General features: G+C 34.6%; 26 protein-coding genes. 22 read left to right on the top strand and 4 right to left on the bottom strand.

Translation table 11 applies throughout. The features are described 5' to 3' along the window. Positions 1–314 precede the first annotated feature (314 nt). The 9 genes from DM447_RS12485 to DM447_RS12450 all read left to right on the top strand — a co-directional run bounded on the left by DM447_RS12485 (position 315) and on the right by DM447_RS12450 (position 7,470). The gene (locus DM447_RS12485; protein WP_112181532.1) at positions 315–779 is read left to right on the top strand and encodes a hypothetical protein; all 465 of its coding nucleotides are present in this window, start codon (positions 315–317) and stop codon (positions 777–779) included. A 426-nt stretch (positions 780–1,205) separates the two neighbouring features. Beyond that, positions 1,206–1,601 (top strand): gamma-glutamyl-gamma-aminobutyrate hydrolase family protein, encoded by a 396-nt coding sequence (locus tag DM447_RS12480; protein WP_112181531.1) that lies wholly within the window; start codon positions 1,206–1,208, stop codon positions 1,599–1,601. Between the two features lie 58 nt (positions 1,602–1,659). Next, positions 1,660–1,944: a hypothetical protein gene (locus tag DM447_RS18565; protein WP_232824218.1), complete on the top strand. Its 285-nt coding sequence runs from the start codon at positions 1,660–1,662 to the stop codon at positions 1,942–1,944. 17 nt (positions 1,945–1,961) lie between these two features. Next, the gene (locus DM447_RS18560; RefSeq protein ID WP_232824220.1) at positions 1,962–2,294 is read left to right on the top strand and encodes a hypothetical protein; all 333 of its coding nucleotides are present in this window, start codon (positions 1,962–1,964) and stop codon (positions 2,292–2,294) included. A 271-nt stretch (positions 2,295–2,565) separates the two neighbouring features. Further along, complete coding sequence (locus DM447_RS12470; protein WP_112181530.1) at positions 2,566–2,868, top strand: hypothetical protein; 303 nt, start codon at positions 2,566–2,568, stop codon at positions 2,866–2,868. Between the two features lie 206 nt (positions 2,869–3,074). Further along, positions 3,075–5,486, top strand: coding sequence for a nitrite reductase large subunit NirB (gene nirB / locus DM447_RS12465; protein ID WP_112181529.1), 2,412 nt, complete (start codon positions 3,075–3,077; stop codon positions 5,484–5,486). A gap of 19 nt (positions 5,487–5,505) precedes the next feature. Then, positions 5,506–5,829 carry a nitrite reductase small subunit NirD gene (gene nirD / locus DM447_RS12460; protein WP_112181528.1) on the top strand — a complete coding sequence of 108 codons (324 nt, stop codon included), beginning with the start codon at positions 5,506–5,508 and terminating at the stop codon, positions 5,827–5,829. A 58-nt stretch (positions 5,830–5,887) separates the two neighbouring features. Further along, positions 5,888–6,670, top strand: coding sequence for a uroporphyrinogen-III C-methyltransferase (cobA, locus tag DM447_RS12455; RefSeq protein WP_112181527.1), 783 nt, complete (start codon positions 5,888–5,890; stop codon positions 6,668–6,670). Positions 6,671–6,702: 32 nt separating this feature from the next. Then, the gene (locus DM447_RS12450; RefSeq protein ID WP_112181526.1) at positions 6,703–7,470 is read left to right on the top strand and encodes a sirohydrochlorin chelatase; all 768 of its coding nucleotides are present in this window, start codon (positions 6,703–6,705) and stop codon (positions 7,468–7,470) included. A 34-nt stretch (positions 7,471–7,504) separates the two neighbouring features. Here DM447_RS12450 and DM447_RS12445 read toward each other — a convergent pair whose 3' ends face one another. Together DM447_RS12445 and DM447_RS12440 are read right to left on the bottom strand one after the other, a co-directional pair. Further along, a complete protein-coding gene (locus DM447_RS12445; RefSeq protein WP_241964522.1) occupies positions 7,505–8,116 on the bottom strand; it encodes an NAD(P)-binding protein in 612 nt (203 codons plus the stop codon). A 41-nt stretch (positions 8,117–8,157) separates the two neighbouring features. Beyond that, the gene (locus DM447_RS12440) at positions 8,158–8,478 is read right to left on the bottom strand and encodes a hypothetical protein (RefSeq protein WP_112181524.1); all 321 of its coding nucleotides are present in this window, start codon (positions 8,476–8,478) and stop codon (positions 8,158–8,160) included. Positions 8,479–8,855: 377 nt separating this feature from the next. On the opposite strand from DM447_RS12440, the gene DM447_RS12435 reads away from it, so the two are divergent. The 6 genes from DM447_RS12435 to yihA all read left to right on the top strand — a co-directional run bounded on the left by DM447_RS12435 (position 8,856) and on the right by yihA (position 17,669). Further along, positions 8,856–9,839 carry a hypothetical protein gene (locus DM447_RS12435; RefSeq protein WP_112181523.1) on the top strand — a complete coding sequence of 328 codons (984 nt, stop codon included), beginning with the start codon at positions 8,856–8,858 and terminating at the stop codon, positions 9,837–9,839. Between the two features lie 162 nt (positions 9,840–10,001). Continuing rightward, complete coding sequence (gene tig / locus DM447_RS12430) at positions 10,002–11,291, top strand: trigger factor (RefSeq protein ID WP_112181522.1); 1,290 nt, start codon at positions 10,002–10,004, stop codon at positions 11,289–11,291. Positions 11,292–11,663: 372 nt separating this feature from the next. Beyond that, positions 11,664–12,941, top strand: a complete 1,278-nt coding sequence (gene clpX / locus DM447_RS12425; RefSeq protein WP_112181521.1) for an ATP-dependent protease ATP-binding subunit ClpX — start codon at positions 11,664–11,666, stop codon at positions 12,939–12,941. A 140-nt stretch (positions 12,942–13,081) separates the two neighbouring features. Further along, positions 13,082–14,737, top strand: coding sequence for an ATP-dependent protease LonB (lonB, locus tag DM447_RS12420; RefSeq protein ID WP_112181520.1), 1,656 nt, complete (start codon positions 13,082–13,084; stop codon positions 14,735–14,737). A 24-nt stretch (positions 14,738–14,761) separates the two neighbouring features. After that, entirely contained in the window at positions 14,762–17,080 is a 2,319-nt protein-coding gene (gene lon / locus DM447_RS12415; protein WP_112181519.1) for an endopeptidase La, read from the top strand. Between the two features lies 1 nt (position 17,081). After that, the gene (gene yihA, locus DM447_RS12410) at positions 17,082–17,669 is read left to right on the top strand and encodes a ribosome biogenesis GTP-binding protein YihA/YsxC (protein WP_112181518.1); all 588 of its coding nucleotides are present in this window, start codon (positions 17,082–17,084) and stop codon (positions 17,667–17,669) included. 43 nt (positions 17,670–17,712) lie between these two features. On the opposite strand, the gene DM447_RS12405 is transcribed toward yihA, so the two are convergent. Further along, positions 17,713–18,195: a LiaI-LiaF-like domain-containing protein gene (locus DM447_RS12405; RefSeq protein ID WP_112181517.1), complete on the bottom strand. Its 483-nt coding sequence runs from the start codon at positions 18,193–18,195 to the stop codon at positions 17,713–17,715. A gap of 276 nt (positions 18,196–18,471) precedes the next feature. Between DM447_RS12405 and hemA the strand changes: the two genes are divergently transcribed. The 7 genes from hemA (at position 18,472) to DM447_RS12370 (ending at position 26,377) form a co-directional block, all read left to right on the top strand. Then, positions 18,472–19,842, top strand: a complete 1,371-nt coding sequence (hemA, locus tag DM447_RS12400; protein WP_112181516.1) for a glutamyl-tRNA reductase — start codon at positions 18,472–18,474, stop codon at positions 19,840–19,842. An 85-nt stretch (positions 19,843–19,927) separates the two neighbouring features. Continuing rightward, positions 19,928–20,860: a hydroxymethylbilane synthase gene (hemC, locus tag DM447_RS12395; RefSeq protein WP_112181515.1), complete on the top strand. Its 933-nt coding sequence runs from the start codon at positions 19,928–19,930 to the stop codon at positions 20,858–20,860. Beyond that, positions 20,857–21,666, top strand: coding sequence for a uroporphyrinogen-III synthase (locus DM447_RS12390; protein ID WP_112181514.1), 810 nt, complete (start codon positions 20,857–20,859; stop codon positions 21,664–21,666). Before hemC ends, DM447_RS12390 begins: the two co-directional genes overlap by 4 nt. Continuing rightward, on the top strand, positions 21,653–22,630 hold the full coding sequence (gene hemB / locus DM447_RS12385) for a porphobilinogen synthase (RefSeq protein ID WP_112181513.1): 978 nt from the start codon (positions 21,653–21,655) through the stop codon (positions 22,628–22,630). The genes DM447_RS12390 and hemB overlap by 14 nt, the downstream gene beginning before the upstream one ends. Before the next feature lie 19 nt (positions 22,631–22,649). Then, positions 22,650–23,942: a glutamate-1-semialdehyde 2,1-aminomutase gene (gene hemL, locus DM447_RS12380; protein ID WP_112181512.1), complete on the top strand. Its 1,293-nt coding sequence runs from the start codon at positions 22,650–22,652 to the stop codon at positions 23,940–23,942. A 197-nt stretch (positions 23,943–24,139) separates the two neighbouring features. Continuing rightward, positions 24,140–25,279, top strand: a complete 1,140-nt coding sequence (spoVID, locus tag DM447_RS12375; RefSeq protein ID WP_112181511.1) for a stage VI sporulation protein D — start codon at positions 24,140–24,142, stop codon at positions 25,277–25,279. 78 nt (positions 25,280–25,357) lie between these two features. After that, positions 25,358–26,377, top strand: a complete 1,020-nt coding sequence (locus tag DM447_RS12370) for a protein kinase family protein (RefSeq protein WP_112181510.1) — start codon at positions 25,358–25,360, stop codon at positions 26,375–26,377. Here DM447_RS12370 and DM447_RS12365 read toward each other — a convergent pair. Further along, positions 26,374–26,562 (bottom strand): hypothetical protein, encoded by a 189-nt coding sequence (locus DM447_RS12365; RefSeq protein WP_112181509.1) that lies wholly within the window; start codon positions 26,560–26,562, stop codon positions 26,374–26,376. The two genes, DM447_RS12370 and DM447_RS12365, sit on opposite strands and share 4 nt — an antisense overlap. Between the last annotated feature and the right edge of the window lie 131 nt (positions 26,563–26,693).

Raw genomic sequence — 26,693 nt, 5'->3', positions numbered from 1 at the left:
CGGTCATGACCAACGTTTTGGTAGCTAAACCTATTATGGAACATAGGTTCGGATAAATCAAATTATTAACAATAAACATTAACAGAGCCTATTGTAGAGAAATATCAACTATATCCTCGATGTTTAAGAAGTCTCAAACGTCCGAACATCTACCTCAATTCTTTTCTTGCATGATAAAGTATGGCTACTTCTATAATTTATCTTCACTTAAAATTGCCTTAAAGAAAGTCTTAAATATTTTTCCAATCATTACATTTAATTTAAACATATGGGGAATATCTAGATTAAACGCATTGATTGGAAAGGATAATAATATGAATCAAATAATACTATGGCTAATGTTTTTACTTCCAATTGCATCATTGGTACTAATTGGAGATAAAACGCTTAGAAGATTTCTACCAGTTGGATTGTTTGTTACTGTAGTCAACACGCTTACTTACCAAGCTGCATATCATTATAATTGGTGGAGAGAATCAGGGCTATTTGAGTGGGACAAAGTTGCAAATATTCCTTGGGTATATAGTGCTTATTTAGTAGCAACAATATGGATTTTTAAGTTTACCTATGGAAAATTTATTGCTTATTTAATAACAAACCTAATATTAGATGGTGCATACATATATTTATGGTATCCATTCCAACAAAAACTTGGAATGGCTTCGGGAGAATTGTCGCCACATATTACATATTTGATGATGATCGGCGTATCCCTTTTGATATATGTTTTTCAAATTTGGTATGAAAAAGGTTTATTAAGTAATAAGGATAATAAATAAAAATTTGTAGGTAAGTTAAGTTTCATTTTTATATAAAGCTCGATATAAAAGAAACCATCACAGGATACCAATTTCGTGAATACTCGTAATAAAGTATAAAAAAATGAAATAATTAAAAATAAAAAAATGCTACAAAGCGCTAATCTATAGCATTTTGTAGCAAGGGATATCATCTAAAGAATATAGGTTAATTTATGGTTATGGATAGTTAATCCAAGTGCGATTGATCTAAACGTAATATGAATAAAAAAGTTCTCATGCTGAAGTATGGGTGTCCATATGTAATGAAATCATTTTAAGTAATGGAGAAGATGTTGATCCGAGTTCATACAAACAAATTTAAAGCGAGATTTAATGGAGATTGCTCTTGTTAAAAGTGTGTAACAACAAAAGAAACCACTCTTGGCAATTTGTAGAGGGATAACGATGTTAAATGCTGCGCAGGGTGGAACGGTTATTCAAGATATTGAAAAAGCTAACCCCAAAGTAATTAAGCATTACCAGCAAAGTGATAGACAAGAGCCAACACATGACGTGCAGATCAATGAAGATAGTATGTTATATCAAATATTTAATGATACAAAGATACGGGTGAACAGTATACATCACCAATCGATTAATAAGCTTGCATCTAATCTTAAAACGGTAGCAACTACTCCAGATGGTTTAATAGAAGCAGTTGAGGGACCAACTAATCATTCATTTATGTTAGGTATTCAATGGCATCCTGAGGAGATGGTCGATATAGATTCTCGTATGCAAGACATCTTCCAAGTATTTGTTCAAGCATGTAGCAAAAGTGATATGGCTAATGAAAAATGAAGAAAATTCCTACTATTAAATGCTTTTTATTGTCTAAATCTCATTAGGATTTGATGTAATGGACCAGAAGTTAAAAAAACTCGAATACGTTTGGTATGCGAGCTATGGCTCAAATTTAAATAGGGATAAATTTTTATGTTATATAAAAGGTGGCAAGGCAGAGGGCTCTTCTAAAGTGGAAGTCGGTTGTAAAGATAAGTCACTTCCAATAAAAGAAGTGACATACAAGATGAATTTACCTTTATATTTTGCGAAAAACTCTGTTCGCTGGCAAAAACAAGGTGTAGCATTTATCGGGTTGAAGCAAGATAAAAACATCTTACATACAGCAGAAAATATTTAATAACAAAGGATCAGTTTTTGGATTTAGTTAAACAAGAAAATAATCAAGCAGATTTGAAGATAGATTTAACTGAACTAATAAAAAATGGTGTAATGACATATAGGGATTCGTGGTACGGAACGCTCCTTTATCTTGGAGAAGTAGATGGCTATCCAATTGTAACATTTACTGCAGACTGGGATTTAGATGTTCCTTTTAGCAAGCCTTCCAAGCAATATCTTACTATGATTATGAAAGGATTAAATCTAACTTTAGAGCTTAAAAAAGAGGAGATAGTTGATTATATAAGTTCAAAGCCTGGTGTAATAGATCATTATAATAAAAATGAAATTGAAGAATTGATTAAATGAGATGAAAGTCTCCAAAATAAACACGTATGTCTAGTCGCTTCGTTTGAATTAAAATAATGTTCTCTCCCTTAAGAATTCGAAATAATCCCCACATTCCTCTTTTGTTTTATCTCATTAGTAAGTATTCGAAATCATGTAAAGATAGCAATTAATATGTAATCAGATTTTAATGGAAAGATTACATTATGAATTGGATTTATATGTTAAAATTAGATTTAGCTAACAAAAATAACTATTGTATCTTTAAGTGATTGAGAAGGAGGACTTTTCATTGTTTATAAATGATATTAAGAATCTTGAATTTTTCAGCCATCTTTCCTTAAAACATGTGGAAGACCGTCTACTAATTAATGCAACGTTTCCTAAAGAATTTCTCGTAGAAAATAATATGGCAGAACCTTTCTTATATGTCACACTTTATGTGCGTGGTGGAGAAAGGGTTAAAATAATTGATGAGGGAACAGCAAAGATCTATACCCCTTTCAGAAACCAATATGATCAAGATACGTACAACCAAATCATTCAGTTTGCAATGGAGCATTCGAAACAATTTACCCATTTAATAGAACATTAATTTAAGAGAAACATAGTTGAACAAAAGGCAATCTACGCATTAGTAGGTTGTCTTTTGTATTATTTATATATGTTTTCACATAAAAATGCATAAGAATAACACTGTCAGCTTATCTAACAAGTAAATTGAATACATGTTTTAAGTATGTTTATATTAGATATAAGATGAATTTTCAGAAAATTAAACTATTTGGAGGAGTTATTCACATGCCAAAACAAAAGTTGCTTTTAATTGGAAACGGGATGGCAGGAATTAGAGCGATTGAAGAAGTGTTAAAACTTAAACCAAATCAATTTGAGATTACCGTTTTCGGTAGCGAACCATATCCAAACTATAATAGAATTCAATTATCAAAAGTTTTGCAAGGTGATACAGACGTAAGTGATATCACATTAAATGAATGGCAATGGTATGAAGATAATAACATCCGATTATATCCAGGCGAAACAGTCATAAATATAGATAAAACTAAACAAGTAGTATCAACAGATAAAGGTAGAGAAGAGCCATACGATAAATTAATTATCGCAACTGGATCTAATGCATTTATTTTGCCTTTACCAGGTGCAGATAAAGAGGGAGTTACAGGGTTTCGCGATATTAAAGATTGTGAAAAAATGATTGATTATTCAAAGAAACATAAAAAAGCAGCAGTTATTGGTGCAGGTTTACTTGGTCTTGAAGCGGCTCGTGGATTACTCAACTTAGGTATGGAAGTGGATGTTATCCATATAAATGATTATTTAATGGATCGCCAGTTAGATGAACCAGCAGGAAGACTTCTTCAAAAAGAATTAGAAGAACAAGGAATGAACTTTCTATTAAATAAACAAACAGCAGAAATTACCGGTGAGGAAAAAGTTAGCGGTCTTAGATTTAATGACGGGGAAGAAATTGATGCTGACTTAATTGTTATGGCAGTAGGAATAAAGCCTAATGTTGCATTGGCAATGGAGAATGGGATTAAAGTTAATCGAGGAATAATTGTTAATGATTATATGGAGACGGAGACGCCAAATATTTTTGCGGTTGGTGAGTGTGTTGAACACCAAGAGATGGTCTATGGACTAGTTGCTCCTTTATATGAACAAGGGCAAGCTTTAGCAAAACAGTTATGTGGTGTTCCATGTGATGGTTATAAAGGGACAGTCGTTTCTACCCAATTAAAAGTTTCGGGTGTTGATGTCTTCTCAACTGGTAAAATAGATGAAGATAAAAATACGAAATCGATAAAAGTGTTTGATGAATGGAACGGAACCTATAAAAAGTTAATAGTTGAAGATGGTAAATTAGCAGGTGCTGTGCTATTTGGTGATACAAAAGATGGTACACGGCTGTTAAGTCTTATTAAAAAAGCAGCAGATGTTGAAGAATATTTAAATGCTAACGAAAGCGAACAGTCAGGGGCAAGTTTAGTAGCTGAAATGCCATATGATGAATTGATATGTGGGTGTAATGGTGTAAGTAAAGGCACAATAGTCGATGCAATTAATTCAAAAGGTTTAAAGTCACTTGAAGAAGTAAAAGGTTGCACGAATGCATCTCGTTCTTGTGGAACCTGTAAATCACTTGTATCTGATTTGTTAGAATACACACTCGGTGATGATTATAATGAAAATCAAAAGGTATCTGTTTGCGGCTGTACAACTTTATCAAGAGATGAAGTAATTGAGGAAATTAAAGAAAAAGGCCTTACACATACACGTGAAGTTATGAATGTATTAGGTTGGAGTAATGAAGAAGGTTGTTCAAAATGTAAACCGGCCTTAAATTATTATTTAGGTATGCTTAATCCAACTGATTATGAGGATGAAAAGGAATCTCGATACGTTAACGAACGCCTTCATGCTAATATTCAAAAAGATGGCACATTTAGTGTTATCCCTAGAATGTATGGTGGTGTAACGAATGCTGTAGATCTTAGGAAAATTGCAGATGCAGCAGATAAATATGATGTCGGTATGATTAAGTTAACAGGTGGACAAAGAATAAATTTACTCGGTGTTAAGAAACAAGACTTACCAGACATGTGGGCAGACCTAGGGATGAAATCTGGTCATGCATATCAGAAAGGACTTCGTACAGTTAAAACGTGTGTTGGTTCTGAGTTCTGTAGATTCGGTACACAAGATTCAACTGGTATGGGAATTAAATTAGAGAAAAAATTTGAAGGTATATCTGGACCACACAAATTAAAAATGGCTGTATCTGCTTGCCCAAGGAATTGTGCAGAAGGTGGAATTAAAGATGTCGGTATCGTTGGTCTAGATGGTGTCTGGGAGTTACATGTTGGTGGTAACGGAGGTACAGAACTTAGACAAGGTGACCTATTATGTAAGGTGAAAACAGAGGATGAAGTAATGGAATGGGTTGGAGCATACTTGCAATATTATAGAGAAACTGGCAATTATTTAGAAAGAACTTCTAGCTGGGTCGATCGCTTAGGTATTGACCATGTTAAAGAAATATTAGCAGTCAAAGAGACTCGTGATGAGCTAAATGAAAGAATGGATATTGCCTTATCTGCTATTCAGGAACCTTGGAGTGAAGTGATTAATAATGAAGAAACGTTAAGAGAACTTTATGAAAAAGTAAATGTTACATCAACTTCTAAATAAAAAAATCGGGGGGATCTACATGGAAAAAACACAACGACGGATTTTCGTTGGCAACTATTCTGAATTGCCGAAAAAGCTTGGAAAAACAGTTATAATTGGTGATCAAGAGGTGGCGGTTTTTAAATTAGCTAGTGGAGATATCCGAGCTATTGAAAACCGTTGTCCACACAAGGGTGGCGTACTGGCAGAAGGAATGGTAAGTGGTGACCATGTTTTTTGCCCAATGCATGATTGGAAAATAAGTATGGTTGATGGAAAAGCACAAGCACCAGATGAGGGTTGTGTCCAAACATATACTACTGAGGTTACAGAAGATCAAGTATATGTTTTAATGGAAAAGTAATAGATAAAAAGTTTTACGTGAATAAGGAAGCTCTTAAGTCTAAAGAGGAGGGTTCATTGTGGGAAAAGTGTATATTGTTGGAGCAGGTCCAGGTGATCCCGACTTAATAACTGTAAAAGCGTTAAAATTGATTAGACAAGCGGACGTTATATTATATGATCGCCTTGTTAATAAAGCGTTACTTACAGAAGCTAAGGAAAATGCGAATTTAATCTATTGCGGAAAACTACCAAAGTATCATATGATGATACAAGAGACAATTAATGACTTGTTAGTTAAATATGCATCGCAAGGTAAAATGGTAGTAAGACTTAAAGGTGGAGATCCCTTTATATATGGTCGTGGTGCTGAAGAGGTGGAAGTGTTAGCGGAAAATGGAATAGATTATCAAGTTGTTCCAGGAATTACTGCAGGTATCGCGGCCCCTGCATATGCGGATATTCCTTTAACACACCGTGAATTAGGTAATTCTTTTGCCGTCGTTACCGGTCATTGTAAGAAAGGTAAGCCTCATGATATTAAATGGGAGAGTCTTGCTCATGCAGTGGATACTTTGGCTATCTATATGGGGATCGGAAATTTACCTTATATTTGTGATCAACTTTTAAAATATGGAAAAAGTAAAGAAACTCCTGTAGCAATCATCCAGCAAGGAACAACCGATGAGCAAAAGACAGTAATTGGAACACTTGAATCAATTGTTTCTATTGTTGAGGAAGAAGGAATTCAAAATCCAGCAATGATTGTTATAGGAGAAATTGTTACTTTCCGAGAAAGAATTAACAGATTGAAACAAATTAATTCTAGTAAATCTGATTTTGAATTAAAGGAAGCCTTTTAGAATCGAACTTATACCTGCTATATTAAAAAGGAGTGATTAACATTCAAGCTGTATTATATGTTTGTCATGGTAGTCGTGTAAAAAAAGCTGCACAAGAAGCAATTAATTTCATTGAGAAGACAATGAAATTAGTTGATACGGAAATTCAAGAATATTGTTTTTTGGAATTGGCAAGTCCGTCTATTATAGAGGGTGTCGATCAATGTATTAAACAAGGGGCAACTAAAATTGCTGTTGTGCCTGTGTTGTTACTAACAGCTGGTCACGCTAAGAAAGATATACCAGAAGAATTAGAACATGCTCAAAACAAGTATCAAGATGTACAATTTAGTTATGGGAAACCCATCGGTGTTCAGGAGAAGATGAATGATGTTTTAGTTGAGAGATTAGAAGAGCGAACAGTCTTAACTCCTCAAACAAATATCTTACTTGTTGGAAGAGGTAGTAGTGATCAAGACGCTGTAAATGATATACAATCAATTGCAGATTCCTTACAAGGAAGAGTGCATGTATCCTCAGTTGAAAAATGTTTCCTCGCTGCAGCCACACCTAAATTCAAAGACAAACTCAAAGCGACTGTCTCAACTGGTGCAGAACATATCGTTATCCTTCCTTATTTGCTTTTCACGGGTATTTTAATGAAGGAAATAAGAGAATTTGTAGATGAACTGAGTTTGAACCCAGAGCAAGAAGTCATTATTTGTGATTACCTTGGTGACCATGATCATGTTTGTGAGCAATTAAAAAATAGAGTAGTAGAAGCGATTAGGAATGAAGAACCTATTCCAACATTAATTTAACAATAAAGAAGCTAGCAAGTGATTTATTAATAGATCATTCGCTAGCTTTTTTATGTAATTCTAATTTTAAAGAATCGAGTGTTTGTTTTTGGAGGTTTATATCAAGTAATTCTTCATTAATTAGTGAATGTAATATTTTTTTCTTCTCGTCTCTATCTAGATTTGCATTTTTCACTAATTGACGTGCATCAAATAAAAAATCCATATACGCCTGATACTGTTCATCATATTTATTTTCTAATTCATGTTTTACTTTTTTTGCAAATGCAGGGCTTGCTCCGTTTGTAGAGATAGCAATGGATAGTTTTCCACGCTTCAAATGAATCGGAAATTGCACATTTCCTTGTTTAGCATCTTCAACCGCATTAATTAATGCGCTCTTTGGTGCCGATTTAATTACCGAGTGATTAACCGCAGAGTTATTCGTTGCAACAATGATAAGAAAAGCATTATCTAGATCACATTCTTCTACTACCTTTTCATGCCATCGTATTTTTTTTTGTTTATGTAAAGATTCGATAGTTTTCGTTGCGGTTGGACTTATTACGGTAATAATAGCAGCATGATCAAGCAAGGTATCAATTCTTCTTTGTGCTACCTTTCCTCCACCAATTACTACAACCTTTTGTCCTTTTAAATCTATCATTATTGGAATAGGAGCCATTATATCACTATCCTTTGTTAGTATTAATCTGCATCTTGAACTCCCAGTTCGTTTAAAAAGTTACGTAATTCTTCAGCAACAAGGGCGATCATTTTAAAGTAGGTTTGTTTATCGCAATCATTTAATATTCGGTAGTTTTCTATCATGGAGTCTAAGATGATTCTTTGCTCACTTGTTGCGTGAAGATAATAAGGAGCAAGAGAGGCACATATAATTGTAAAAGCACCATTATTATGTAATATAAAGTCTTTGGAAATAGTGCCTGCCATTCCGTCTTTATGTTTTATATTTAATGCTCTCCTAGCAACAATTTCTAACTTTATCGCATTTTGTTCATTCATCATAAGTACACCTCCTATAGGACATAGTACCACTATAATAGTGGGGTAATAAACAAATAAGTAGTATAATGATAACAGAATTTTCAAATAAATAAAATCTAGGTTTTTAATTTTGAAGTAAAAGTAGTATTATAATAAGTAGTAAGGAGGATCGTTAAATTTGTAATAGGAATTAATATAAGTGTGTTTCATAAAAAAGTTCATTTAAAACCAGTGTTCATTATATTTGCAAACTATATCTGTGAAACTGTCTAGTTTGAATTAATTTTAAAAAGGGAATGATTTATTAAAACAAATAGTAAAAATAGAATAATATTGCCTAAGGTTATTATTTCCATTAATATGGGCATATAAACTATTATCTGAGAGTGGGATGTCTCATGCAGCATAATGATCAAAAAGTCGTCCTTTTCCCAAAATGGAAGAAGGATTTGGAAAGTGAAGCATACCAAGCTTTACGTGAAAAAAGATTTCATGAAGCTTTAGATGGATTTAACACGTTGCTTTCTTATCAAATTAACAACCAAGAAATATCTGTTGGCAAGTTAACGTGTTTAATGGAACTTGGAATGCAAGAAGAGGCAGAAGAATTATGTGAATCACTACTTGCAAATAAGGATGCTAATTACTTCTCATACATACATATATATGCTACGTTATTGTTTCAAGCGAGTAAGTATCAAGAGGTGTCTGAATTGTTAGAGGATGTTATTCATGAAAAACTTCCTGATCCTTTTAGAACGCAATTAGAAACGCTTTATCATTTAAATGAAAGGCTACGAGAAGAGCAACAAGAAAAACAGGCCATGTCAACATTAAAAGAATTAGAAGACGCTGTTGAACGAGATGACACAGTATTACAATGGCATTTAGTTAATCACTTACATCAAAGCGACTTATCTGCTTATCTGAATCTTTTTGAAGAAATACTCTTAAATAAAATTGTGCATCCAGTAATTAAAACCTCCATTTTAGGTTTATTACAAGCAGAATCAATTGACCAAGACATAAACATTGAAAAGTTTTCAAAAGTAATGGTAATTAATCCAAGTACATACCCTTTTATTATGGATCACCCTTTTCGTAATGACATAAGAAAAAGTTTAGAAAAGCTTGAACAAGATAATCCAACCCTATTTGAACTAGCAGATCAATTATTGTATAGATACTTGTATGTTAGGTACCCTTTTATTGTGGATAAATCAGAAGCTGATATGATGAAAAAAGCTTTAGTTCATCTTGTTACATCATCATTTATAGATGAACCAAAAGTAGCGGAAACAATGAAAGATGAAGAAATTGGGCAATACATAGATGAAATATTATATTGTGAGAAAATCTATTTCTCCATAATGGAAGAATAATCAGAATTGGAAATAACAGTGGATCTTGATTCTAAATCTTGAAAGGCCGGACGTTTATGTTATAATAAGATGGTCGCAATTTGCGTTCGGTCTCGTATAAGAAGCATCGTACAATGAATGAACGGCAAATAGAATTACTTATAGATTTTTGGAGGGAATAGTATGACAGCAAAATGGGAAAAACAAGAAGGTAATAAAGGCCTTTTAACAGTTGAAGTGGAAGCTGAAAAATTCAACGAAGCATTAGATCAAGCTTTCAAAAAAGTAGTGAAAGATGTACAACTACCTGGATTCCGTAAAGGTAAAGTACCACGTGGATTATTTGAACAACGTTTTGGAGCTGAATCACTTTATCAAGATGCAGTAGATATCATTCTACCTGAATCTTACACACAGGCTATTGAGGAGACTGGTATTGAACCAATCGACCAACCTGAAATTGATATTGCGCAGATTGAAAAGGGAAGTAATCTTATTTTCACAGCAAATGTTACGGTTAAGCCAGAAGTAACATTAGGTGATTATAAAGGATTAGAAGTTGAAGAAGAAGCTGTAGAAGTTACAGATGAAGATGTTGAGAGTGACTTAGAGCATCAAAGAGGACACCAAGCTGAGCTTGTTGTTAAAGACGAAGGTTCTGCAATAGAAGAAGGTGACACTGTTGTGATGGACTTTGATGGTTTTGTAAATGGAGAAGCTTTTGAAGGTGGATCTGCAGAAAATCATTCATTAGAAATCGGTTCAGGTTCTTTCATTCCTGGTTTTGAAGAACAGCTAGTTGGTAAGAAGGCTGGTGAAGAATCAGAAGTTACAGTGACTTTCCCTGAAGAGTATCATGCTGAGGAATTAGCTGGTAAAGAAGCTACTTTCAAAGTTAAAATTCATGAAGTTAAAGGAAAAGAATTACCAGAGTTGGATGATGAATTTGCTAAGGACGTTGATGAAGAAGTAGAAACTTTAGCAGAATTAAAAGAAAAGATTAAGAATCGTTTAGAAGAGCAAAAGAAAACAGAAGCTGAGAACAATAAACGTGAGTCACTTATTCAGCAAGCGTCTGATAATGCGGTAGTTGACATTCCAGAAGTAATGGTAACAACTGAATTAGATCGCATGTTACGTGAATTTGAACAGAAATTACAACAGCAAGGTATGACACTAGACATGTACTACCAATTCTCTGGTCAAGATGCCGATGCACTTAAAGAACAAATGAAAGAAGATGCTGCAAAACGTGTAAAAACAAACCTTACACTTGATGCTATAGCGATTGCTGAAAACATTGAAGCAACTGATGAAGATGTAAATCAAGAGTTAGAATCAATGGCAGGTATGTACCAAGTTGATGTAGAACAACTTACACAAATGCTTGGTGGAAATACAGATGCAATTAAAGACGATCTTAAATTCAAAAAATCAATCGACTTTCTTGCTGAAAATAGTAAAACGAAATAAGAAGTTTATTTAACAAGATTATAGTAATTAGAAAACGAGGTACATCAAAAACGTGCCTTGTTTTCTCTTCTATAATGAAACAAATAGATGACATACATAACATTACATACAGCAAATTATTTGACATTTACCAAATAGTATACATAATAAAGTGGACAAATTAGTTTGAATTTAACAAATGTTGTAGACAATTTTAATTCAACGTTTGTTTAGTAACAAGCAAGATAGGAAAGACTGTTTTTAGAATTAAAAGTGTATTACTTTGTAATCATGCTTTTATCTGATATCATGTTGAAGAGAGGCTATAAGATATAGGGATGTAGATGCTTCTTCCTATCAAATAGATATTTTTACACTTGAGGGGTGAAATGGTTGTATAAATTTAATGAAGAAAAAGGACAATTAAAGTGTTCGTTTTGCGGAAAAAGCCAAGATCAGGTAAGAAAGCTTGTCGCTGGTCCAGGAGTTTATATATGTGATGAATGTATTGAATTATGTACAGAAATTGTGGAAGAAGAGTTAGGAACAGACGAAGAAGTAGAATTTAAGGACGTTCCAAAACCACAAGAAATACGTGATATTCTAAGTGACTATGTAATTGGTCAAGACAAAGCGAAGAAGAATCTATCTGTAGCCGTATACAATCACTATAAACGTATTAATGCAACAAGAGGTACTGATGATGTAGAACTTTCAAAGAGTAACATTGCAATGATTGGTCCAACTGGTAGTGGTAAAACTCTTTTAGCACAAACATTAGCACGAATATTAAATGTACCATTTGCAATTGCTGATGCAACATCATTAACAGAGGCAGGGTATGTTGGTGAAGATGTAGAGAATATCTTATTGAAGTTAATTCAGGCAGCAGATTACGATGTAGAAAAAGCTGAAAAAGGTATTATCTATATAGATGAAATTGATAAAGTTGCTCGTAAATCTGAGAATCCGTCGATTACACGTGATGTTTCTGGTGAAGGTGTTCAACAAGCGTTACTTAAAATTCTTGAAGGAACTACTGCTAGTGTGCCACCTCAAGGTGGACGTAAGCATCCGCATCAAGAATTCATTCAAATAGATACAACAAATGTTCTATTTATTTGTGGCGGTGCATTTGATGGTATTGACCAGATTATTAAAAGTCGCTTAGGTAAAAAGGTAATTGGCTTTGGTGCTGATACAGAGAATAACGAAATGGACAAAGGTGAACTTCTTCAAAAAGTATTACCAGAAGATTTATTGAAGTTTGGTCTAATTCCTGAATTTATTGGTCGTTTACCAATCATCGGTAGTTTAGAGCCATTAGATGAAGCGGCGCTAATAGAAATTCTAACAAAACCTAAAAATGCATTAGTTAAACAATATGAACGATTGTTCCAAATTGATAATGTTGAATTAGAATTTGAAGAGGAAGCGTTAATAGAAGTTGCTAAAAAAGCAATCGAACGAAAAACTGGTGCACGTGGACTTCGCTCTATCCTTGAGAGTATCATGTTAGATGTGATGTTCGAACTACCTTCACGAGATGATATTGTTAAATGTGTTATTACGAAGGAAACTGTTACATTGGAAAATGGTCGTCCGAAATTGATCCTAGAAGATGGAACGGTACAAGATGAAAATAAAGAGACACCTAAAGAAAGTGCGTAAAGTATTATAATTTGATAGAAATCCCTTGTTATCTAATAGCAAGGGATTTCACTATACATATAAGTTAATTCGTTGTTTTTTTGTTTAGGTATTGGATTTGGGGAAATACTAACATGTATCTTAAATTTCGGAGGTAGCATATGGATCTTGTTAGTATTGTAATGATTATTCAACTGTTTTTTGGGATTGTGATTGGGCTTTATTTTTGGAATATGTTAAAGAGCCAACGAGCTAGTAAAAATGTTATAGAAAAAGAGTCAAAAAAAGAACTTGAATCATTACGAGCCATGAAAAACATTCGCTTAACCAAACCTTTATCAGAAAAAGTTAGACCAAAAGTTTTATCAGATGTGGTTGGACAAGAAGATGGAATTGAAGCGTTGCGAGCTGCAATATGTAACAGTAACCCACAGCATGTCCTTATATATGGACCACCTGGTATTGGAAAAACCGCTGCAGCAAGATTAGTATTAGAGGAAGCAAGAAAAAATAAAGATTCTCCTTTTGTTATGAGTGCACCATTTATTGAATTGGATGCAACAACTGCTCGATTTGATGAACGTGGTATAGCTGATCCATTGATAGGTTCTGTACACGATCCTATTTATCAAGGTGCAGGAGCAATGGGACAAGCTGGAATTCCTCAACCAAAACGTGGAGCAGTTTCAAATGCACATGGTGGAATTTTATTTATTGATGAGATTGGTGAATTACACCCAATTCAAATGAATAAATTATTAAAAGTGCTAGAAGATGGCGTTGTCCACTATGAGAGTGCTTATTACAGTGAGGAAAATCAAAATATTCCGCGACATATTCATCGGATATTTACAGAAGGATTACCTGCTGATTTTCGTTTAATTGGAGCAACAACACGAATGCCAGAGGAAATCCCACCTGCGATCCGATCTCGTTGTTTGGAGATATATTTCCGTGATTTAGAGAAAGAAGATATGATGACAATTGCAAAACGTGCCAGTGATAAGGTAGCTGTTCCTTTATCAAATGAAGCATTAAATATGTTAGCTATTTATGCACAAAATGGTCGTGAAGCAGTTAATCTAATTCAAATCGCTGCAAGTGTTGCAATGAAAGAAAGCAGACAATCAATTGAACTAGCTGACATGGAATGGGTTACTGAAATAAGTAGGTTAACTCCACGTCCTATTAGTCAAATACCATTAGAAAGTAAAATTGGTAAAGTAAATGGATTGGCCTTGCTAGGTCCTAGTACAGGTTATTTGTTACCACTGGAAGTTTTATTGTTGCCAGCATTAAAAGATTCTAAAATAATAATTACAGGCATAGCAGAGGAAGAAACGATAGGAACGCAATCAAAGTCAATTAAACGAAAAAGTATGGCCAAAGCTTCAGTAGAAACTGTGGTCACCTTTTTAAAATCAATTGGGATACCAGCACATCAATATGATATTCATGTTAATTTCCCTGGTGGTACGCCAGTGGATGGCCCGTCTGCAGGTTTAGCTATCGCAATGGGGATATACTCCTGTATGAAAAAGGTTCCTATTAGTTGTAATGTTGCAATGACTGGTGAATTAGGCCTTTACGGACAAGTTTTACCTATTGGTGGCGTTACAATAAAAATAAAAGCAGCTAAAGATGCGGGTGCTAAAACAGTACTAATACCTAAGGCAAATCACCAAGCACTGACGCAGAAGATTAAAGGGATTAATGTGATTCCAATTGAGACTTTTCAAGAGGCATTACCCTATGTATTAGAAGCAAATACTACATCAACTGAAAAGATGTATAATGATAATAAGAAATCAAGTTAATTTATGCGATTCGGAGGTACAGAAATGACTGAAACAAGCAACATTCAAATACCACTCCTTCCTTTACGAGGTATTCTCGTATTTCCTACAATGGTTTTGCATTTAGATGTAGGTAGAGAGCGCTCTGTACATGCGTTAGAACGAGCAATGGTAGAAGAGAACACCATTTTTCTTGTAGCGCAAAAGGACAGTTCAATAGATGATCCAAGTGAAACAGATTTACATCGAATTGGTACAATTGCAAAAGTGAAACAGATGTTGAAGTTACCTAATGGTACATTTCGTGTTCTAGTAGAAGGATTAAGTAGAGGTCAGATTGTTCAATTTATAGAAGATAAAGATCAATTCATTGTAGAAATTGAATCCGTTAAAGATGAACATGCTGATAAAAATGAAGAAACAGCTCTACTGCGTTCTTTGTTAGAACAATTTGAACAGTACATAAAGATCTCAACAAAACTTAATAAAGAAACCTATGAAACAGTAAAAGATATAGAAGAAGCAGGCCGTTTAGCTGATATTGTAGCTTCTCATTTATCGCTGAAGATAAAAGTAAAACAAGAATTATTAGAAACAAACGACATAAAGAAACGATTAAAAACATTGATCCAATATATTTCTAATGAAAGAGAAGTACTAGATTTAGAAAAGAAGATAGGAATTCATGTAAAGAAATCAATGGAAAAAACGCAAAAAGAGTACTACTTACGGGAACAAATGAAGGCTATCCAAAAAGAATTAGGCGATAAAGATGGTAAAACAGGAGATGTTGCAGATCTTAAAGAAAAGATACTTGCTTCTGATATGCCAGAACGTATATTAAAAATTGCTAATAAAGAATTGGATAGATTTGAGAAAGTACCTCAAACGTCAGCAGAAAGTTCCGTGATACGAAATTATATTGAATGGTTAATAGCGTTACCGTGGACTAATGTAACAGATGATAATCTAGATATCCATCATGCAGAAACGATTTTAGATGAAGATCATTATGGATTGGAAAAAGTTAAAGAAAGAGTATTGGAATACTTAGCGGTGCAACACTTAACAAAATCATTAAAAGGGCCAATTCTATGTTTAGTCGGTCCACCAGGGGTAGGTAAAACCTCTCTCGCAAAATCAATTGCCCGGGCAATAAATCGAAAATTTGTTCGCATTTCTTTGGGTGGTGTTCGTGATGAAGCTGAGATAAGAGGACATCGAAGAACATACATTGGTGCAATGCCAGGAAGAATAATGCAAGGCATGAAAAAGGCGGAAACGGTTAATCCCGTTTTCTTACTAGATGAAATTGATAAAATGGCTAGTGATTTCAGGGGTGATCCATCTTCAGCAATGTTAGAGGTATTGGATCCTGAACAAAACAGTAACTTTAGTGATCACTTTATTGAAGAAACATACGATCTAAGTCAAGTTATGTTTGTTGCGACAGCTAACACCTTACAAACTATTCCACGTCCTTTATTAGATAGGATGGAAATTATTTCGATAGCAGGGTATACAGAGTTAGAGAAACAACACATAGCCAAAGAACACTTACTATCTAAACAGATAGAAGAAAATGGGCTTCAAAAAGGACAACTTCAATTAAGAGATGAAGCATTACTGAAATTAATTCGTCGTTATACGAGAGAAGCTGGTGTTCGTGGTTTAGAACGTCAGTTAGCATCTATCAGTCGAAAGGCTGCTAAAATTATTATTTCAGAAGATAAAAAGAAAGTTATTGTGACGGAGAAGCAGTTGGAGAGCTTATTGGGCAAACCATTGTTTCAGTACGGTATGATGGAGGAAGTAGATCAGATTGGTACGGCAACTGGACTTGCTTATACTTCTGCTGGTGGTGATATACTTGCAATTGAAGTTAGTATTGTACCTGGAAAAGGTAAGTTAACGTTAACTGGAAAGCTAGGAGACGTTATGAAGGAATCCGCGCAGGCTGCCTTTAGTTATATCCGCTCGCGTGCTGAAGTGCTAAACGTGGATCCTGATTTTTATCAAAAAAATGATATTCACATTCACGTACCAGAGGGAGGAACACCAAAAGATGGTCCTTCTGCCGGTATTACAATAGCAACTGCATTGGTATCAGCACTTACTAATCGAGCTGTGAAAAAAGAGGTTGGTATGACTGGTGAAATTACATTACGTGGTCGTGTGTTACCTATCGGTGGTCTAAAAGAAAAAGCTTTGAGTGCGCATAGAGCTGGAATAACAACAATCATTATTCCGAAAGATAATGAGAAAGACTTAGACGATATACCTAAAAGTGTACGTGAGGAGTTAACATTTATAGCTGTGCAACATTTAGACACAGTATTAGAACATGCTTTAGTGGGGGATTAATATGAAAGTAACAAAAGCTGAAATAATTATTAGCGCTGTATCACAAAAGCAATATCCAACTGGAGGTCTTCCAGAGATCGCTTTAGCTGGTAGATCCAATGTTGGCAAGTCTTCATTTATTAATAAATTAATTAATCGAAAGGCATTAGCCCGAACATCTTCAAAGCCAGGAAAAACACAAACACTTAATTTTTATAAAATTAACGACTTTTTCCACTTTGTAGATGTACCTGGGTATGGTTATGCAAAAGTTTCAAAAACAGAACGAGAAGCATGGGGAAACATGATTGAAGAGTATTTTTTGGAACGTGAAAACTTACGTGCTGCTGTTCAAGTTGTAGATATTCGTCATCAGCCTAGTGTGGATGATGTTTCTATGTATGAATTTTTAAAACATCATGATATTCCGGTTATAGTAGTCGCTACAAAGTTAGATAAAATTAAAAAGAATCAAGTTGCAAAGCATGTTAAAAGAATAAAAGAGACATTGACACTTGAAGGAACTGATACGATCATTCCATTCTCTTCTGAAACAGCACAAGGAAAAGAAGACGCATGGAGAACAATTGATTCTTTTCTAGCAAAATAACTAACAGAAAAATAGCAAGTCTGCATAATGTTATGCGGACTTGCTATTTTTTATTAAATAATAAATAAGCACCAAACAATACAAGAGCAAGTGGCCAAAATGTTTCTAATAAAGCCATAAATTCATTTATCCAGTGAAACCATCCAGGTTGATTAGACGCAAAGATGGCTATAAATGATAAAGCTAACAAAATTAAACCTGGTATTAACCCAGCCTTTGTCTTTTGATAACGAATTAAGAAAGCCAATCCAATAATAATAGTATAAATGCCCCAATGATCAATCCAAAAAGAATAGTTGTTTAAGCCATGGTGGTGGCTTCCAATTCCTAATAAAATCACGCCAGGAAACAATTTATCATAATCTCTCGCGATATAACTGTGTAAAAGAAAAGCAACTCCAAGAATGATCAATAACGTTGGCCATGAGTAAAAATCAGTAATAATTGGGAATCTTAATTGTTTTAATAAAAAATAAGTTCCAATTCCAATTAACAGAAAAGCCGTTAGCGTATGTTTTTTGCGCATTAGTAACTCCTTTTTATAATAATTATTAAGTAGTATTAATTTGTTGATTGTAGCTATTAAATATGTTAAAGTATGTAGGTAAATGAAATTAATAATTAAAGAAACAACATTACTTATCTTACCATAATGTTGGTAGGGAAAGATAACAAAGTGATGTTTTTAATTTTGAGAATATATTGTAAGAAAATTGCCCTATTTAAAAACGTTTGATTCATATAAAAAATGATATAATAAGATATGTAACCTTGTGTTACGGAAAACTTGGGGGTAGATAGTGTGCATATCCTGATGGTTGGTGTCAATTATAGAACTGCTCCAATTGATATCAGAGAAAAATTAACGTTTCAAGCGGATGAACTTGTTGAAGCAATGCAGACGTTAAATAAACAAAAAAGTGTCTTGGAGAATGTGATTGTTTCTACATGTAATCGTACAGAGGTATATGCTGTTGTGGATCAATTACACACGGGACGTTATTATTTAAAACAATTCTTAGCAAGTTGGTTCGGTTTAGATAAAGAAAGTTTTACTTCTCATTTAGTTGTTTATGAAAATGATGGTGCAAAAGAGCATTTGTTTCGCGTGACAGCTGGACTTGATTCAATGGTTGTTGGAGAAACACAAATATTAGGACAAATGAAACATGCATTTTTACTTGCGCAACGAAACAGTATTACAGGGACGATGTTTAACCAATTATTTAAGCAGTCAATTACCCTTGCAAAACGTGCCCATAAAGAAACTGCAATTGGAGAGAATGCTGTCTCTGTTAGTTATGCTGCAGTTACATTAGCCAAAAAGATGTTTCCTAATTTAGCGAATAAGCATATTGTAATTCTAGGTGCTGGTAAAATGGGAGAGTTAGCTGCGAAAAATTTACAGGGTTCAGGTGTTGAGAATATAACTGTTATAAATCGTACATTTGAAAAGGCTCAAGCATTAGCAAAACAATTCCGAGGACAAGCGCGTTCGGCACAAGAATTTGATGATGCGTTGTTAGAAGCTGATATTTTTATTAGTTCTACAGATTCTCAAGATTTTGTTTTGACAAAGGATATGCTTAAACCAATTGTAGAACATCGACAAGGCAGACCACTATTCATTGTAGATATTGCCTTGCCACGTGATATTGATCCTGATATTGCAACGTTGGAAGGTATTAATTTAAATGATATAGATGATCTACAAGGTGTTGTAGATCATAATAATTATTCAAGAAAAATTGCTTCAGAACAAATTGAAATGTTGATAGAAGAAGAAATTGTTGAATTTAATGATTGGGTAAAAACATTAGGTGTTGTGCCAATCATATCTTCATTACGCGAACATGCCTTAAGTATTCAAGCGGACACTATGAATAGTATAGAACGGAAAATCCCTGGATTAACAGAACGTGAGCGTAAAGTGATTAGTAAGCATACGAAAAGTATTATTAATCAGTTATTGAAACAACCTATCTTACAGGCCAAAGAACTATCAGTAGGTCCTGAGGCAGATGATTCTCTACAGCTATTAACAAAGATTTTTGGAATTGAAGATTTAGTGAAAGAAAAAATAGCTGAACAAGTAGAAGATAATAATGTGATCGCATTGAGGACTGTTAATAAAACAGCCAATCTTAAATTGGAACCAGCTCTAATGCGCTAAACAATACCCCACCCTTTGTAATTATTGGTGGGGTATTGTTAAAATGAAGTATGTACATGTTTAAACTGGAGAGGAATGATTAAGAATGCGGAACATTATCATTGGTTCACGAAAAAGTCCTTTGGCTATAACGCAAACTGAATGGGCAATAGAACAATTAAAAAAAGTGAATGCACCATTTACTTTCGAGATCAAGAAAATCTCAACTAAAGGGGATAGAATTTTAGATGTAACCCTGTCTAAAGTTGGAGGCAAAGGATTGTTTGTTAAAGAAATTGAGCAGGCAATGTATAATGAAGAAATTGATTTAGCTGTTCACAGCATGAAGGATATGCCTTCAAAAGTTGCTTCAGGTTTACTTATTGGAACGATTCCATCAAGGGAAGATCATCGTGATGCATTTATATCTAACAATCATGTGTTATTCAAAGATTTACCTAAGGGTGCGATCGTAGGAACGAGTAGTTTACGTAGAAGTTCGCAAATTTTAGCAATTCGTCCTGATATAGAGATTAAATGGATTCGTGGTAATATTAATACACGTCTACGAAAGTTAGAAGAAGAAGATTTTGACGCGATAATTTTAGCGGCAGCAGGACTTAGTAGAATGGGATGGAGTCAAGAAGTGGTAACAGAATATCTTGATCCAACTATAAGTGTACCGGCTGTTGGTCAAGGTGCGCTAGCGATTGAATGCCGTGAAACAGATACAGAACTAATCTATTGGCTTGAGAAAATTCGTGATGAAGAAACAACTCGGACAGTAACTGCAGAGCGCACATTTTTACATTTATTAGAAGGTGGATGTCAAGTCCCTATAGCAGGTTATGCCTATTTAGATGAGGATGACATTATATTATCAGCACTTGTCTCTACACCCGATGGAAAGACAATTTTGCATGAAATTATCCGCGGTAAAGATCCAGTTGCAGTTGGTCAAGAGGCAGCAAAACGTCTAAAAGAACAGGGCGCTGATGAAATTGTTCGGAAAGTGAAAGAGGAGTTAGAAAACGAATGATTTCGCCATTACAAGGAAAAACAATTCTTGTAACACGTGCAAAAGAACAAGGAGAGATATTCTCAAATCAATTAGAGAATGTTGGTGCGACAGTTATTCACATTCCGTTATTAACTTTTCGACTGCACAAATCAAATCATCATCAATTATTAAATGGCATCAAAGATTATGGGTGGATTTTTTTCACAAGTGCGAATGGTGTTATTTACTTTTTTGAGCAACTGGTTCGATATGAAATTAATGCATCTGTCTTAAAAGGGCTACAGTTTGCTGTTATTGGTAAAAAGACGAAGCAAATGCTACAATCATATGGATATGAAGTAGACTTTCATCCTACAAATTATCAAAGTGAGGCAATGGCTGAAGAGTTTGTTGCCCATTTTGGTTCAGCTGAAAAAGTTTTGTTGGTGGTAGGAAATCGATCTCCATTAGAAGTGAAAGATGTATTAAAGGCCCATCAGGTCTACATAGATTATTTGATTGCTTATGAAACAGTAGTCAACAAAGACAATCAAACTGAATTAATAAAGCTTATTAAACAGGATGAAATTGACGGTTATACCTTTACAAGTCCGTCAACTATTGAGGCATTTAATCAACAATTAGAAGCTGTTCAAACAGACCTTGAGAGGATAAAACAGCATCGTTTATGTGTATGTATTGGCACAACCACCGCTGAGACAGCAAAAGTTAATGGTTTTAATAAAATACGCATACCACAAGAATTCACCACAGAAAAGATGGTAATAGAGATGATCAATTTTTTTTCACAAGAAAGAGAAGGTGAACGTAATGAAAGAACATAACTTTAAAAGACATAGACGGTTAAGGTCTTCTGTCAATATGAGAGCTTTGGTGAGAGAAACGGTATTATCAACAGATGATCTCATTTATCCTATGTTTGTTGTTGAGGGTGAGGATATTAAGCATGAGATTTCTTCTATGCCTGGTAGTTTTCAGGTATCGTTAGACAATTTAGATGAAGAAATAAATGAGTTGGAGCGTCTAGGCATTCATGGTGTACTATTATTTGGTATTCCAAAAGAGAAAGATGAAGTAGGTACGCAGGCTTATTGTGAAACAGGTATAGTGCAGCAAGCATTGCGTCAAATTAAAAAGAACTTCCCAGACATGTTGACGATTGCAGATACTTGTTTATGTGAATATACGTCACATGGACATTGTGGTGTGATACATAACGGTGACGTTGAAAATGATCAATCGTTACAATTAATTATAGAAACAGCTATTTCTCAAGCGAAAGCAGGCGCAGATATTATTGCACCATCTAATATGATGGATGGCTTTGTTGCTGGAATTCGTCAAGGGTTAGATAAAGCTGGTTTTGAAAATACGCCAATTATGTCCTATGCAGTAAAATATGCATCGGCTTTTTATGGTCCTTTTCGAGATGCTGCGCAAAGTGCACCACAGTTTGGAGATCGTAAAACATATCAGATGGATCCTGCTAATCGATTGGAAGCACTTCGGGAGGCTGCAAGTGATGTAGAAGAGGGTGCAGATTTCTTAATCGTGAAACCAGCATTATCATATATGGATATCATTCGTGATGTTCGCGACCGACATGATGTACCAATTGTAGCTTATAATGTTAGTGGAGAATATTCAATGGTGAAAGCTGCCGCTCAAAATGGCTGGATAAATGAAAGAGCTATTGTTCTAGAAAAGTTAACATCAATGAAACGTGCAGGTGCAAATTTAATTATGACCTATCATGCGAAAGACGTTGCTAAGTGGTTGCAAGAATAGCAGGAAGAGGTGCAATACAATGAGGAATTTCGATAAATCAATTGATGCTTACAAAGAAGCGGTTGATCTTCTACCTGGTGGGGTTAACTCACCGGTTCGAGCATTTAAATCAGTAGGAATGAATCCGATTTTTATGGAAAGCGGAAAAGGTTCAAGGATTACGGATATTGACGGAAATCATTACATTGATTACGTTTTGAGTTGGGGACCTTTAATTTTAGGGCATGCCGATCCAAGAGTGGTTGGAAAATTAAAAGAGATAGTCGAAAAAGGAACGAGTTTTGGCGCTCCAACATTATTGGAAAACCAATTAGCAAAACTTGTTATTGAACGAGTACCATCAATTGAAATGGTGCGAATGGTGAATTCGGGGACAGAAGCGACAATGAGTGCATTAAGACTTGCTAGAGGATATACTGGTCGCGACAAAATTCTTAAATTTGTAGGAAACTACCATGGACATGGTGACTCATTGCTAATTAAAGCTGGTTCTGGAGTGGCAACTTTAGGATTACCTGATAGCCCCGGTGTACCAAGTTCTGTTGCACAGCATACCATTACGGTGCCATATAACGATTTTGAAAGCGTTCAGTATGCATTTGACCAATTTGGTGATGATATTGCTGCGGTTATTATAGAACCAGTTTCAGGCAATATGGGTGTTGTACCGCCGCAAGCTGGTTTTTTACAAAATTTACGAGATATTACCGAAAAAAATGGCTCGCTTCTTATTTTTGATGAAGTGATGACAGGTTTTCGTGTTGGTTATAATTGTGCACAGGGCCACTTTGATGTAACTCCAGACTTAACTTGTCTAGGCAAAGTAATTGGTGGAGGACTTCCTGTTGGTGCTTACGGTGGAAAAAGAGAAATCATGGAGAAGATTGCTCCTACTGGCGATATCTATCAAGCAGGGACGTTATCTGGTAATCCATTAGCAATGACAGCAGGTTATCAAACATTAAAGGCGATGGATCAAGACGCATATGTAAAACTAAATGCGAAAGTTGATCGTCTAGTTGATGGATATAGAAAAGCTGCAGCAGACTTTGAGATAGACTTACAAGTCAATCGTGCAGGTTCAATGGTTGGATTTTTCTTTAATGCAGAGCCAGTGACTAATTATGAAACAGCAAGTAAATCTAATGTAGATTATTTTGCTAGTTATTATCGCGCAATGATTGAAGAAGGCATCTTTTTACCACCTTCTCAGTTTGAAGGTATCTTTTTATCTACTGCGCATACGGATGAAGACATTGACAAGACAATTGCAGCGGCTCGCGTTGCATTTAAAAAAATAGCGAATCAATAAATGAAAAAGTGTAGCTGAGATTAATTTAAAAGCTACACTTTTTTTTGCTTTTTGGTAATCAAATTTATTATCGATCATATAATTAAAGTAGGTTAGATGTTGTTTATTCACGCAATATTTTTTTGCATATATTTTTAGTTGGTACATATATCTGTAAAAGGAAGGTACGTTGTTTTATTTAGGAAGGAGGAGTAGCAATGTCCTATGATGATTCTGTCTTTACGTTTGATTTAAATGAAGTACTAAGCTTTAAAAACGGACAGGAAGTTAAGGAAATGATTGGAATTTCCTTAGAACCGGAAATTTCCATTCAAGAATATCGAGAGTACGTGTCGATCCGGGGTGTTATGGAATTAAAAGGTGAGTATTTTTTTGAAGATCAAAACTTAGATCTCGAAGCTGTTGCTAATAGAGAAGATATCGACAGTATCGACTACCCAGCGCATCGTTATATGGAGGAAGTTAAACCACAAGATGATGGTGTAAATCAATTTTCTCATCACTTTCCTGTCGAGGTTTCCATTCCTTTGCATAGAGTCACCAATTTAGATGAGATAATGGTCGGAATTGAAGCGTTTGATTATGAATTACCTGAAAGTAGTCAATTAAAAATACGCGCCTCCATCGCAATTCATGGGGTGAATGGCGATGAAGTGAAGGAAAGAGAAGAACTAGAAGAACTAGAGGAACTAGAAGAAATAAAGCAATATGAAGAAGAAGTAACAGAAACGGATAGTGATGTAGAGGATCCTTGGATTAATAAGGAGGATACATTTACTTTTGATCTAAAAGAAGCAGCAGAGGAAAATGAAAGTCAGGATAACCGTAGTGAAGAACCTAATTTAGTTGAAGCGGTATCACAAGAGGAAACGGAAGAAAGCAAGGAACGTTGGCCTACTAAAAAGCCACAGTCTTTTGCGACCTTTTTTGATCATGAGGATCTAGAAGAATCAATCGAATCAATTGAATCTGTTGAATCTGTTGCATCAGTTGAATCGATCGAAGCCATCGAATCAGAAGAATTATTTGAAGTAAATAATGATGAACAAGTAGAAGTAAATCGAATAGAGGTCAAAACAAAGGATTCAAAACGTGATGACGATGACCAACAAGAAGCAACCTATTTATTAGATATTTTTAATGAAGAAGAAGAGGAGCAAGCATATACAAGGCTTCGCATGTGTATTGTGCAAGACACAGATACGTTGCAGACGTTAGCTGATCGTTATGATCTATCACCTATTCAACTGTCACAAACAAATGATCTAGCAAACGATAATTTGAAGATTGGTCAGATTTTGTATATTCCTGAAAAACGTAAAAAAGAGAAGAAATAAGTGGTTATACGGTAACATTCACTTCTAACCATGTGGGTGTTATCGTTTCTTTTTTTCTATACAAGATGGAGGTGTTTAATGGTGGAAATTATAACAGAGATTTTGCGCGCTTATGGAATTGATTTATTTAATGTAACAAGCGTAACTCCGAGACTTTGGAAGATCACAAGTAATAACTATAATTTTGCATTAAAACACGCAAGATTGGAAGAAGCCAATATTGAGCAGTGGCAAGAATTATATCAATTAAAAGCTGTTAGAGATCTTTCCGTTATTTCACCTGTTTATCGAACTACTGAAGGAAGCATTTATTGTACTTATCAAAATAATATTTATTATTTATCCCCTTGGTTTGAAAGTGAAAATGGCGATCATACAATAGATCACCAACAGGGATTATTTGCAACTGTTGGTCGACTGCATGGTAGCACAAAACAAGGCTACTCCATTGAAGTGCAGACAATAGAAGAGAAAATTGAGGATGAAAAGAAAAAGCATGAAGAGGCCAAATCCTTACTTCTTCAATACATAGGTCATTTTGAACAGATGCGTTACATGCCACCGTTTGGTTTAGAAGTTTGTACACAATTTCGAGATATACTAAATGCCTTGAAACAACTTTCTAAATGGCATGACAATTACTTAACTGATATAAAGGAAGAGCAAACAACTTATCAATCAATCTGCCATGGTTATTTATCTGCAACACATCATATTTTTACATCAGATCAAGCAGTTTTAATTAACTGGGAGCATGCTCATTTTGGTGATAGTATGTTGGACCTGCAAAACTATTTACATAGAGCCTGTTTTCAACATGATACAAACATTACTAAAATAATAGACGACTTTTCATATTATGAAAAACAAAATCCGTTAACAAATAGTGAGCGTAGTTTATTAGCTATTCATTTATTACAACCTTATCGATATTTAAAAGTCATCCAAGATTTCGATCAAGTTCAAGCACAGCCTTTTCAAATAAGAAACCTGTTGCAAAATTATCGTCGATTGTTAGCTGGTGTAATGTTTCAAGAGATGCTTGAACATAATCGGAACATAGTAATTGAAAATCAAACGAAAGAAAATAGTGATTAAATCCATTTAAAATAGAATGAAATATATATCCCCATAAAAACACCTAGTAATAGCACATCAAATGTGGTTGGAAAAAATAAAGTTCTTACACATTGCACGATTAAGATAGGCATCATGCAACGTTCAATTATAAGTAACCACTGTTGACACCATGGAGGCAAACGAAAACGATAAAAGCGACTCATTTAGGTTACTCCTCTCTGATTCTTTTGGTGTATTCTATGACAGGTAAAACGAATAGTGCCTGTCTTTTTGAGTTGCTTATTGACTTTTCACTAAGAAATTGTATAAAATAGCTGATATAAGAATAAATGAA

The sequence above is a fragment of the Paraliobacillus zengyii genome, assembly GCF_003268595.1.
Lineage (GTDB): Bacteria > Bacillota > Bacilli > Bacillales > Amphibacillaceae > Paraliobacillus_A > Paraliobacillus_A zengyii.
Note: the sequence above shows the minus strand (reverse complement) of the source record. Positions and strands in the feature narration are given on the sequence as shown.